This window comes from Trichococcus sp. ES5 (genome assembly GCF_900067165.1).
Classification (GTDB): Bacteria; Bacillota; Bacilli; order Lactobacillales; family Aerococcaceae; genus Trichococcus; species Trichococcus flocculiformis.
Genome location: NZ_FJND01000003.1, coordinates 34943 through 47665, shown reverse-complemented (window position 1 = coordinate 47665; position 12723 = coordinate 34943). Strand labels below are relative to the sequence as shown.

Annotated in this window: 11 protein-coding genes; all 11 read right to left on the bottom strand. The window is 49.1% G+C overall.

Annotated features, from left to right (window positions below; translation table 11 throughout):
• Nucleotides 1–3 precede the first annotated feature (3 nt).
• The 11 genes from folB to polA all read right to left on the bottom strand — a co-directional run bounded on the left by folB (nt 4) and on the right by polA (nt 12709).
• The gene (folB, locus tag TES5_RS03740) at nt 4–372 is read right to left on the bottom strand and encodes a dihydroneopterin aldolase (RefSeq protein ID WP_068559928.1); all 369 of its coding nucleotides are present in this window, start codon (nt 370–372) and stop codon (nt 4–6) included.
• Entirely contained in the window at nt 365–1144 is a 780-nt protein-coding gene (gene folP / locus TES5_RS03735; protein WP_083546429.1) for a dihydropteroate synthase, read from the bottom strand. Before folP ends, folB begins: the two co-directional genes overlap by 8 nt.
• An 85-nt stretch (nt 1145–1229) precedes the next feature.
• Nucleotides 1230–1787: a GTP cyclohydrolase I FolE gene (gene folE, locus TES5_RS03730; protein WP_068559925.1), complete on the bottom strand. Its 558-nt coding sequence runs from the start codon at nt 1785–1787 to the stop codon at nt 1230–1232.
• Nucleotides 1788–1805: 18 nt separating this feature from the next.
• A complete protein-coding gene (locus TES5_RS03725) occupies nt 1806–2996 on the bottom strand; it encodes an amidohydrolase (RefSeq protein WP_068559924.1) in 1191 nt (396 codons plus the stop codon).
• 158 nt (nt 2997–3154) lie between these two features.
• Nucleotides 3155–5089: a threonine--tRNA ligase gene (gene thrS, locus TES5_RS03720; protein WP_068559923.1), complete on the bottom strand. Its 1935-nt coding sequence runs from the start codon at nt 5087–5089 to the stop codon at nt 3155–3157.
• Between the two features lie 444 nt (nt 5090–5533).
• Nucleotides 5534–6460, bottom strand: coding sequence for a primosomal protein DnaI (gene dnaI / locus TES5_RS03715; protein ID WP_068559921.1), 927 nt, complete (start codon nt 6458–6460; stop codon nt 5534–5536).
• Nucleotides 6460–7893 carry a replication initiation and membrane attachment family protein gene (locus TES5_RS03710; RefSeq protein WP_068559919.1) on the bottom strand — a complete coding sequence of 478 codons (1434 nt, stop codon included), beginning with the start codon at nt 7891–7893 and terminating at the stop codon, nt 6460–6462. The genes dnaI and TES5_RS03710 overlap by 1 nt, the downstream gene beginning before the upstream one ends.
• Entirely contained in the window at nt 7890–8435 is a 546-nt protein-coding gene (gene nrdR, locus TES5_RS03705) for a transcriptional regulator NrdR (protein WP_068559917.1), read from the bottom strand. Before nrdR ends, TES5_RS03710 begins: the two co-directional genes overlap by 4 nt.
• A 95-nt stretch (nt 8436–8530) precedes the next feature.
• Nucleotides 8531–9130: a dephospho-CoA kinase gene (gene coaE / locus TES5_RS03700; protein ID WP_068559915.1), complete on the bottom strand. Its 600-nt coding sequence runs from the start codon at nt 9128–9130 to the stop codon at nt 8531–8533.
• 6 nt (nt 9131–9136) lie between these two features.
• Nucleotides 9137–10021 (bottom strand): DNA-formamidopyrimidine glycosylase, encoded by an 885-nt coding sequence (gene mutM, locus TES5_RS03695; protein WP_068559909.1) that lies wholly within the window; start codon nt 10019–10021, stop codon nt 9137–9139.
• Between the two features lie 36 nt (nt 10022–10057).
• On the bottom strand, nt 10058–12709 hold the full coding sequence (polA, locus tag TES5_RS03690) for a DNA polymerase I (RefSeq protein WP_068559908.1): 2652 nt from the start codon (nt 12707–12709) through the stop codon (nt 10058–10060).
• Between the last annotated feature and the right edge of the window lie 14 nt (nt 12710–12723).

Sequence of the window (12723 nt, the reverse complement as noted above, 5' to 3'; positions counted from 1 at the left end):
CGCTTAGCTCCCTTCCCTTTCGCGGTAGATCTCCACCGCAACGGAATCGTAATGGCCGACGATCGGTGGATCCGGCTTGATCACTTTCACTTGGCAGGCTTGCAACCCATCAAAACGCGCAAACAAAGCGATGGCAATATGCTCAGCCAAAGCTTCGATCAGGTTGAAGTTTTCGCCCTCCACTACTGCTTTGACCGCCTTGTAGGCATGTCCGTAATGGATGGAATCCTCCATCTTGTCGCTGTAACCGGCTTTTTTTGTATCAGTATGCAGCACAACATCTACGTTAAAACGTTGTCCCAACACTTTTTCTTCCGCATTCAATCCATGGAAAGCATAGAACTGTAGATTATTCAAATAGATTTTATCCAATCGGGCTCTCTCCTTTTTTTAACATGATATCCATCATCCTTGCCATTTCTGCATTGGCCTTTACATTATGCACGCGGAATATTTGCGCACCGTTTACGATGCCTAATGCAGTCGTGGCGGCTGTCCCCAGATCGCGCTCCTTGAAGGGGATATCCCCCAATGCCGTTCCGATGAACCGTTTGCGGGACGTTCCCAGCAGCAACGGGTAGCCGAGATCCGCAAACCGCTTCAGATGATGGACCACATTCAGATTGTCTTCATAGGTTTTTCCGAATCCGCAGCCGGGATCGAGAATGATGTTTTCCCTTTTGACGCCTGCGGACACTGCGATCCGCACACTCTCCGCCAAATCAGTCAACATATCTTCGATCAAAAAGGCATAATCCGGCTTTTCCCGATTGTGCATCAAAATGATCGGCACATCAAATGACGCCGCCACAGCTGCAATCTGAGGATCGTACCTGCAGCCCCAAATGTCATTGATGATATCAATGCCGGCTTCGCAAGCCGCTCGAGCGACCGCCGACTTGTAAGTGTCGATTGAAAGCGGCACATCGACCGCTTTCTTTAGCGCTTCAATGACGGGCACAATCCGCGCAATCTCCTCTTCATCAGATATCTGCGTGTGACCAGGACGGGTGGATTCCCCGCCGATGTCGATGATATCGGCGCCATCAGCAACCATTTCCAGCGCGTGGGCGACAGCTTTTTCGACCGTGTTCCACTCTCCGCCATCGGAAAATGAATCCGGCGTCACGTTTAGGATTCCCATAATGTAACTGCGCTGTGACAGTTCATATACTTTCGTCTTTGTCGTTAATTTCAAGGTCCATTCTCCTCATCAGCGTGTACTTCGTTTAAAGTTTGATCAATTCCAGTACTTCACTTCTGGATTTGAAGGATTGTTTGAATCCACCACGGACTGCGGATGTCACAGTCTTGCTGCCCGGTTTTTTCACGCCGCGCATGGTCATGCACATATGCTCGGCTTCCAAAACGACCATGACTCCCTTCGGTTCCAGATGCTCCATCAGAATATCCGCAACCGTCGTCGTGATGCGCTCCTGTATCTGCGGTTTTTTGCTGACTTCATCCAGGATGCGGGCAAGTTTGCTCAAACCGATCACCTGTCCATCTTTCGGCATATAAGCGATATGCCCCACACCAAAAAACGGAACCAGATGATGTTCGCAAGTTGAATAGAAAGGAATATCCTTCACTAACACGATTTCGTCTGTATCTTCATGAAAGATCACTTTGGCGTGATCGGCTGGATCTTTTTCGAGACCGGAAAAAATTTCTGCATACATGCGCGCCACGCGCTTCGGTGTATCCTGCAACCCTGAGCGCTTCGGGTCTTCCCCAATCGCCTCCAAAATCATTTGGACAGCGACTTCTATCTTCTCTAAATCCATATTTATCCTCCTAAACGCTCATTTTGCAGATAACGCCGCAAGGGTGATGTCAGCGACTGCTTTAGCTGCGACCAATAGAGCTTTTTCATTGATGTCGAATTTTGGGTGATGATTATTGAACACTTCTGCCTGGTTCGGACGGGCACCGACATTCAGGAAAGCGCCGGGGATTTTCAACAGATACTGTCCGAAATCCTCCGCTCCAGTGTTGGCAGAAGTTGCGATGACTTGGTTCAGATAAGAACCGATACCGTTTTGTTCCAGAACACCTACTGCTTTGGCCGTCTCTTTTGGATGGTTGTATAAAGGCGGGTAATCGGAGTTGTAGTCGATTTCTACCTTCACGTCATACATCTCCTCAAGACCGCAACCGATCCGGTGGAAGTGTTCCTCGATGACTTTTCCCACCTCAAGATCCATATAGCGGGCATCCCCGCGCAGAATCAGACTATCCTTGATGACATTACTGCTGCCGACCGCCTCGAAAGAGCCGATCGTCACGACAGCCATGTCATAAGGATTGATGCGCCGGGAAACGATGGTCTGCAGGTTCATCACGAAACTGGAGGCCGCCACGATCGTATCATTGGAGCGATGCGGTTGCGAACCATGCCCGCCTGTCCCCTGGATCGTGACTTTGATGTCACTGCAGCCAGCGTAGGCGAATCCGCTCGTATAAAAGACGGTACCCACTTCATAGTCCGGATAGAAATGGATGCCATAGATTTCATCGACATCATCTAATAAGCCGGAGTCCATGATGCTCTTGGCACCGGCCGGAGCCATCTCTTCGGCATGTTGTTGCACAATTTTGACGGTTCCTTCCCATTGGTCCCGCAAGCGGATCAGACAATCCGCCAAGATCATCAGGTAAGCGGTATGCCCGTCGTGTCCACAAGCATGCATGACACCGTGATTTTTCGATGCGAACGGCAGACCGGTCTGCTCCTCGATCTGGAGCGCATCGAAATCTGCCCGAAGCGCGATGGTCCGGCCGGGTTGATTTCCTTTGATCGTGACGATGATGCCATAGCCGTTCCCGACGTGCGTTTGTACATCAACCGATTTATTTTCATAGAACCGGGCGATGAACGCAGCCGTTTCTTTCTCGTCGAATGACAATTCAGGATGCTCGTGGAAATGACGGCGCAAAGCAATCATGTCGTCTTCACGGCCATCCAGCATTTTCATCAATTCTTCTCTTAACATAAACCCTTCATCCCCTATCCAGCAAAATATATAAGAAAATAAAGGCCCGGAACACAAACTGCCATGTTCCGGGCCTTCGTCAAGCTAACAGAATCAAAGCTACATCACTGAAACTTATTGTATCATGATTTGCTCAGAAAGATGTGGATTTGATAAGATTATTTGAAGTTTTTGATTTCAGATTGAACGTCAGCCAAGAAATCATCCATGTTCAAAGTAGTCATTTCTTTCGAGCCGTAGCGGCGGACAGTGACGGTTCCGTTCTGCAATTCCTGATCACCGATGACCAGTTGGTAAGGGATTTTTTGAGTCTGGGAAGCACGGATCTTGTAACCCATCTTCTCGTTGCGGTCGTCGACTTCGACGCGCATACCCAACTGCTCCATTACGGCTTTCATTTCAAAAGCTTGATCAGCGTGCAAGTCCAAATTAACAGGGATGATAGTAGCTTGGACGGGAGCCAACCATACCGGGAATGCACCTTTATACTCTTCAATAAGGTAAGCGACGAAACGTTCCATCGTTGAAATGACGCCGCGGTGGATAACGACCGGACGATGGTTGTTTTCGCCGTCTTCACCGACATAAGTCAGGTCGAAGCGCTCAGGCAACAGGAAGTCCAATTGAATCGTGGACATCGTTTCTTCGATACCTAAGGCTGTTTTGAACTGCACATCCAATTTAGGGCCGTAGAAAGCAGCTTCACCGATAGCTTCGAAGTATTCCAAACCGAATTCATCCATCGCTTCCTTCAGCATCGCTTCCGCTTTATTCCACATATCATCGTCGTCAAAGTATTTCACTTTGTCTTCAGGGTCGCGGTAGCTCAGACGGAACCGGTAGTCGCTGATCTGGAAGTCTGCGTAAACATCCATGACCAACTGCAGCACACGTTTGAACTCATCCTTGATCTGATCAGGGCGGACAAATACATGGGCATCATTCAATGTCATTTCGCGTACGCGCTGCAGACCGGACAAGGCGCCGCTCTTTTCGTAACGGTGCATCATGCCCAATTCCGCGATGCGGATCGGCAATTCGCGGTAGCTGTGGATGTCGTTTTTGTAGACCATCATGTGATGCGGACAGTTCATCGGACGCAACACCAGCATTTCGCCATCGCCCATATCCATCGGCGGGAACATGTCCTCATGGTAGTGGTCCCAGTGGCCGGAAGTCTTGTACAATTCCACATTCGCCATGATTGGTGTGTAGACGTGCTGGTAACCCAGGCTCACTTCTTTATCGACAATGTAACGCTCAAGCGTGCGACGGATCGTTGCGCCTTTAGGCAACCAGAAAGGCAGGCCGGAACCGACTTCAGGGGAAATCATGAACAAGTCCAGCTCTTTGCCTAATTTGCGGTGATCGCGTTCTTTTGCTTCTTCGCGCATTTTGATGAATTCAGCCAAGGCTTTTTTATCGAAGAAGGCTGTTCCGTACACACGTTGCATCATTTTGTTGTTCGAGTTCCCTCTCCAGTAGGCACCCGCCAATGACAACAACTTGAAGACTTGGATTTTGCCTGTTGCCGGCACGTGGACACCGCGGCAAAGGTCAGTGAAGTCATCTTGCGTGTAGACAGTGATGATGTCACCTTCAGGCAATGCTGTGATCAATTCGACTTTGTACGGGTCGTTTGCGAAGATTTCCAACGCTTCCGCGCGGCTCACTTCACGTCTGACAATCGGATAATTCGCCTTCACGATGTTCATCATTTCTGCTTCGACTTTCGGCAAATCCTCTTCGGCAAGCTGCACTTCCATATCGGTATCATAATAAAAACCAGTTTCGATCGCTGGCCCTACACCGAAATGGATTTCAGGGAAAAGACGCGTCAAGGCATGCGCCATCAAGTGGGCAGTCGAGTGCCGCAGGACACCCAATCCGTCTGCATGATCCGGTGTCACGATTTCAAGCGAACCATTCGTCTCCAATGAACGGGTGAAATCCACCAATTCCCCGTTGAATTTCCCTGCCAAAGCCTTTTTGGCCAGGCTGTTGCTGATGCTTTTTGCTACTTCTTCCACTGTTACGCCGGCTTCGAATACTTTTACGGCGCCATCAGGAAAAGTGATCTTGATTTCTGACATGCTGATTCCTCCAGTTAATTAAATTCTGTACGTGCCTAAATGTTAAAAAAGGCAATAAAAAAAGCCCATCCCCAGCTTGTACCGGAAATGGGACGTGTCTACGTGGTTCCACCCAAATTCAAAGAGTGCGACAGCCATCCGCTTAAGATTCTGCCTCATCCTTACTTGAACGCGATAACGAGCGTACCGTTTCCCCCTACTGAAGTTTCAGGGAATCTCTCGAAAGGGGTCGATACATGATTGATTAGGATGTTTCACCAAGCCATCCCTCGCTAAAAATCAGTTCATCCACCGGTGTCTTTCTCATCGATTTGTCTTTCGTTTCATCTGTAGTCCATTTAAACACAAAAAATAATTGTTTTCAAGTTTAAAATATTAAAAGCTGAACATGCTTACCCGTGAAGCTAGCCAACTTTTTTTATTGCAGCACAGCGCTCCGTCAGCCTATTGCTCGAAGCGGCGGTTCTTCCCGGTCATAGGGACCTCGCGCGACAGGAAGCGGATCCGCTCCATCAGACGTTTCGCCTTCATCGGTTCATCGTCGCCTCGGTTGCCCATGCGCAAATGTTCCTCCAACTGCTGCATCGTAAAGTTGGAACTGAAGAAGGTCGGCAAGTCTTCCTGCATCCGGTACTGAAGGATGACACCGAGCACTTCATCACGGATCCAGGTGGAATTGGCTTCCGCTCCGATGTCGTCCAACATCAGAATCTCAGCTTTCTTCACGGCATCAATCTTTTCGTTGACCGTGTTGCTCTGGATCGCCTGCTTCATCTCCATCGTGAAGGTCGGATAATGCATCAATGTCGTCAGATGGCCCCCCATCGCCAATTCATGCGCAATCGCACCCAGCAGATAGGATTTCCCTACCCCGAATGGACCATAGAAATAAAGCGCTTGGTGATGCACTTTCGGATCCCCATTGAATGAATCAATAAAATTCAACGATTCCAGAATGGCCGGCATCCGCTCGTTTGATTGGACAAACCGCTCCAACGTCGCCGTGCGGACATCCTTCGGCATCGACATGGAATGGACCCGGCTCCGCAATTCCTTTTCTTTTTCCCTCGCCATTGTCTCGTCCGTCGGTGTATAGACGACATCTATGTAACCGGCATTCAAGACGAGGTTCGGCTCATAACCGGGATTCTGCGATTCTTTCCCCAGCTTGATTTTCTCTTTTTCCTGCACATATTCGTGCAATTTCGAATAGCTTCTCTCGACGATTTCCCGCGACAGTCGCTCTTCGTGTTTCTGGAAGAACGCCTGCACATCGGCATCCTTCATGATTGTGTCGATCATGCCTTTGTAGCGTTGGCTGATTTCGGGATTATTCATATATTTGTAAAATGCTCTTCCGATATGATCCATCACTCATCCCCTGCCTTTCCGCTACTTTTTAATTTTTTGATGCGTTCATTCAATTTTTGTTGCGCTTCCGGCGTCAGCGGTGTTTCCACAACCGCTTTTTGCTCATCTTTAGCCCAATCCGGCAAGTTTTCTTTCTTGCGCGCCACCGTTTTCCCGTAATTCTTCGCGGTTGTTCGGCTGGCTGCCCGCTTCTCAGCTTTCGCTTTCATCTCGCCGGCGAATTGTTTTGCTTTCGCCAACGCTTTTTCCGGCGAATCGACACCATCCTGCAGCCAATCGTTTGCGATGGCTTCCACATAGGCCTTGGAAAGATGCGGATTGTTGAGGATGACCAACACATAGTGCGTCAGTACATTGAGCACACCCGGCTTGAAATCGGCTTTCTCCATCAGCGTGCGCAGCAATTGCGTCTCCGAAGCGGTCACGATGCCGCCTTTCTGCTTTTTGATGCTCGTCAAAAATTGATGCGGCGTCAATTGTTCACACGCCTTGATGAACGAGATCTCCTCACTGGAAAAGCGTGCCTGGATCAATTTTTGTTCCCGGCCTTTCTCAGTATCTTTAGCCAGTTGGATACTCTGGGTGACTTTGTCCTTAACTTCCAAACGGGTGCTGTGTCTCTGTTCATAGGCATCGGATACAATTTTTTTGAGCGCTTCTCCGTCTACTTTTCCCGATTCGATATCGGCGGCCTCCAGAATGAATTGAGCCATCTGCAGTTCGTCGCAACCATACAGCGTGTAGAGGATAGTGATTGTGTGCTCCAATTCCTTTGTGATGGAATCACGTTTGACGAATTGTTTGTTCAACAACTGCCGGAAAAACGAGAAGTCAAACCCATCGTTCTCGATAACGGGCAGACTTGCCGCATTATCACCCAACAACGTATTATCGTTCTGCCGCAGCCGCGCTTGCTCCGTAAAGGCGCTTTCCGAGAAAGAAAAAACATCCAAAAAGGACTTTGTGATATTTTCTGCATTTTTTAGGTCACGGACTTGCCGACTGAACCGTTGCTGCAACTCGCGGTATTTCCGTTCGCCGACTTTTTCGTACAACAGCAACCCCATCAGGTCATCACTGAAAAAAGCATGACTGGACAGCGGCTGCTGCAATTCGTATAGGTATTGCTTCTCAGGCTCGTTTACCAGAAATGTCTTCAGCAAACCGATCCCTTCCAATTTCACGCGCGCTTGATAGAACTCTTGGATTCCGCTGTTTGATAGAGCAAATAATTCGGTGTGAAGCAACTCCTTGCTCCAATAGCTCTCCTGCGGAATCTCCGCAAGCAACGTCGAATAAAGGCTGAACGCTTGCGGCCCGATGATAGGCTGATACAATTGCGTCAGGATTTTGCGGTCCACATCGGAAATCAAGTTCGTCTGGCTTGCTCTGAAAGCATCCTTAGGACTTATATTTTGCCATGGATAACTCATTGTTCATTGTCTTCCTTTCCGGAGGCTGCCTCGTGGGGAGGAGCATCGGATGGTTGGATGTCTGAAGCTTCAGCAGCCGCTTGTTCGGCTTTTTTCTTCTCCATATTCTTCAATTCATCAAGGAAGGTTTTCCGGTCCGAAAATTGGCGGTAAACACTTGCGAAACGGATGTAGGCGACATCATCAATTTTGGCCAACTTGTCCATGACGTATTCCCCGATGACGATGCTGGATACTTCATTTTCTCCAAGCGCTCGGATTTCGGCTTCCACCTCATTGACGACAGTCTCCAGTTGTTCGAGGGCGATCGGCCGTTTTTCGCAGGAGCGGATCAATCCCCGCAACAACTTTTCACGGCTGAACTCTTCGCGTGCGCCATTTTTTTTTATGACAAGCAGCGGCGTTTGCTCGATCCTTTCGAATGTAGTGAAGCGGAAATGGCATTGTTCGCATTCGCGACGGCGGCGGATGGCTTTCCCGTCATCAGCCGGACGACTATCGACAACACGCGATCCGTGATAGTGACATTTTGGGCATTGCATCGGCTTTCCCCCTTTTCTTTCGTTTATTATCGCTTCATTATAACATACTTGTGGCTCAAAAAACTTGAAAAGATGGTCTTTATGGCACTTTCAGGCTACACAGTTCTATGTTTGAGCAGCCAATCGTTGACTTGTTTTTTTGTTTCTTCAATTGTTCCGGAATTGTCGATGACAAAGTCAGCCAGTTCTTTTTTCTTCTCGATCGATAGCTGACTTTGCATCCTCCGGGTAGCTTCATCCGCATCCAAATGGTTGCGGCTCATCAGCCTTTGCACTTGAAGTTCTTCTGGAACATAGACGACCATCACAGCATCGCAACTGTCCTCATACCCGCCTTCGTACAGCAATGGGATATCCAGCACAATCAGTTTGTGCCCTTCCGAAATATAACGCTCTTTTTCTGCCTGTATCCAATCATTGATGCGCTCCTTCAGCAACACATCCAGTTCTTTACGCTTCTCCCTATCCGAAAAGATCAGCGCTCCCAAACGTTTGCGATCCAACGTACCATCAGACAGCAGATAGGCTTCCCCAAAATGTTCGATGATGTCCGCTAACCCTGGTGCACCCGGAAGAACGACAGCCCTTGCTCCTAAGTCTGCATCGACAACCGGAATGCCCGCAGACAAAAACAGCTTCGCTACAGTCGATTTCCCTGTAGCGATGCTTCCTGTAAGTCCTAATATATAGCTCATGTTCGTTTATTTCGCCCCTTTGTAGGCAATATCAGTGATGTCTGGTGCCTTTGAACGCGTCTTCGGCAGTTGTTGACAATGCGGACAATAATGCGTTCCTCGCTGTGCAACCCTTATCTTTTCGATCGGATGACCACAGTTCGGACAAGGTTGCCCGATTTGACCGTAAACGGCAAGAGAGACTTGGAATTTACCGGCCTCTCCTAACGTATTTTTGTAGGTCCGGATCGTCGACCCTCCGGCCTCCACTGATCTACTGATCACATCCATGACGGCTTCATGCAGCCTTTTGGCTGCAGCCGGGCCGATTGTATCGGCGGCTTGCAGGGGATGGATTTTAGCTTGGAAAAGTGATTCATCCGCATAAATGTTCCCGACGCCGGCCACAATATTCTGGTCCAGGATGACCGCTTTGATTGCGCGATGCGACTTGGAAAGATCCTTTTTGAATTTGCTCAATTTGAAGAAATCCGCGGTCGGTTCCGGCCCCATTTTTTTGAAAGGTTCATACTCATCCCGCTTTTCGATCGGCAACAACGTAAATTTACCGAACTTGCGCACATCAAGGTAACGCAATTGGCGGCCATCGGCGAGATAAAAAATGACATGCGTATGCTTCTTGATCGGTTCACCGGCTTCGCTGACCTCATATTTGCCTTCCATCCGCTGATGGGAAATCATCGCCCAGTGGTCCAACAAAAAGATCAGATACTTGCCGCGGCGTTCGATGGTGTGGATCTGCTCCCCCCGCAGAACCGTCTTGAAACGTTCCGTGGAGAAAGGCGGCGTGATCATACGATCCCAAAAGACGGCTACATCTATGATGACGGCTCCTCCGACAAGGTTGATGAGTCCTTTGCGGATGGTTTCTACTTCTGGTAATTCCGGCATAAGCAGGCCCCTTTCATTTATCGGTTTGTTCCTTGTTTATTTTGCATCATACCAGCTATCTCCGGAGTTGCTGTCCACTTTGAGCGGCACAGCCAAGTCGACTGCATGCTCCATGATTTCCGGCACCAATTTTTCCAAGACCGGAATCTCTTCTTCCGGGCATTCGAAGATCAATTCATCATGCACCTGCAACAACATATTCGCTTGAAGCCCTTTTTCCTTAAGGACTTTATCCATCCGGACCATCGCCACTTTGATGATGTCGGCGGCAGTGCCTTGGATCGGCGAATTGATGGCGGTGCGTTCGGCAAAGGAGCGCAGATTGAAATTGCGGTTATGGATGTCAGGCAGGTAACGGCGTCTGTGGAACAGCGTTTCGACATAACCAGTCTCTTTCGCTTCCTTGACGATATCCTCCATGAATTGCTTCACACCCGGATATTTGTCGAAATAACGGTCAATGAATTCTTGAGCAGCTTTTCGGGTGATGTTCAGGTTTTGGGACAAACCGTAGTCACTGATGCCATAAACAACACCAAAATTGACGGCTTTCGCTTGTCGGCGCAGATTGGCAGTGACGTCTTCCGGTTTCTCGATGCCGAATACACGCATCGCTGTCGAAGTATGGATATCCTGGCCTTCCAGGAAGGCTTCGCGCAGATGCTCATCCCCGGAAATATGCGCCAGCACACGCAATTCGATTTGTGAATAGTCGGAGGCGAACAGCTTCCAACCTGCTTGTTGCGGAACGAAAGCTTGTCTGATTTTCCGGCCTTCCTCCATCCGGATCGGGATATTCTGCAGGTTCGGATCGACGGAACTCAAACGGCCGGTCTGCGTCAACGTCTGTTGATAGCGCGTATGGATCTTGCCTGTTTCCGGTTTGATGAATTTCAGGAGTCCCTCCACGTAGGTGGATTGCAGCTTGGCCAACTGTCGGTAATTCAGGATGTGCTCCACGATCGGCGCTTGCGCCTGCAGTTTTTCCAAGACATCGACCGCTGTCGAATAGCCCGTTTTCGTCTTTTTGATGGCGGGCAAGCCCATCTTCTCGAACAGGATGACACCCAGCTGCTTCGGTGAGTTGATGTTGAACTCCTCACCCGCCTCGGCATAGATGGTTTTTTCGATTTCAAGCAAGCGGCCGGCAAATTCTTCTTTCATGGTCAACAGGCGCTGCGGTTCCACTTTGATCCCTTGAATTTCCATGTGCGCCAAGACAAACGACAACGGCAGCTCCATTTCGTAATACAAATCTTTTTGCACGTTGCTTTCCAGTTCAGCGTTCAATTGGGCAAACAGCGCCTGGATCGCTTTCACTTTGCGCGCTAAATGGTCATGCAGTATTGCATCCTCGGGAACCGCCGTTTTAGCGCCTTTTCCGTAGATGGCCTCATCAAAGGAGACATCGTTGTAGCCGTATTCCTGGGCGACTTGCGCAAGATCTTTGCTGTTGTCCTTCGCATTCAGGATGTAGGAAGCCAGCAGGATATCAAAGTCGATGCCTGCCAGCGCGATACCGGCGTAATGCAGCATGACCATCGTCCGTTTGCCGTCGTACACAATTTTATGGGCTCCGGCATTTTCAGCCCATTCCTTGAAAACAACACTTGCCAGCACTGTTTCTAATGAAGCTGTGTAAATCTTTTCATCCGTTCCCCAGCTGACTGCGAGGATTTTCCCGTCATGGTAGTTGTCTTCAAGCATCTCTACATACAGTGCCATCCGGTCCGTAAAATGCTCGGGGCGGATCTCGGTCAGGACTTCGAAATGGATGTCCTCGAAGGATTCCGAGCGGTCTTCCGAGGCCACGCCCAGTTTGTCCAGGAAGCCATTGAAATCCATTTCGCGGTAAAAGTCGGTCAGTTTGTCGATCTGTTTGCCTTCAACCGCCAGTTCATCAAGCTTCAATGTCACCGGCGAGTCCAGATCGATTGCAGCCAAAGTTTTGCTCATGAACGCATTCTCTTTATCATTGATAAGGTTCTCTTTCATCTTGCTTTTCTTCAGTTCATCGATATGCTCGTATAGATTTTCGATGGAACCATATTCGGTCAAGAGTTTCAAAGCAGTCTTCTCGCCTACTTTAGTGACGCCCGGATAATTATCCGACGAGTCGCCCATCAGACCTTTCATGTCGATGATCTGTCTCGGTTCGATGCCGTATTCTTCACGGATGACGTCCGGGGTGTAGGATTTCAATTCCGACACGCCTTTGACGGTGATATCGACCCGGATATTATCCGTCGTCAATTGGATCATATCCTTATCGCCTGAAATGATGACGACATCATAGCCGGCTTGATCGGCCATCCGCGAGTAAGTCCCAATGATATCGTCAGCTTCATAATTGACCAATTCATACGTCTTGCCACCAAAGGCATGGACAAGGACGCCAAAATAGGGCCACTGTTCGGATAACTCCGACGGCATGCTTGCACGCCCGCCTTTGTAGTCGCCATAAAGGGCATTGCGGAAAGTCGTTTTTCCTGAATCGAATGCTACCAACAGATGCGTCGGCTCTTCTGTCTGGAAGATGCGTTCCAATATATTATTGAAGGCGTAGAGCGCGTTCGTATGCAAGCCGTTTTTGTTGCGGAACCCATCCAGATTCGGCAATCCAAAAAAGGATCTGAAAGCCACACTGCTGCCATCCACCAATAGTAATTTTTTCTTTTTATCAGTCATCTGTTAACATCCTA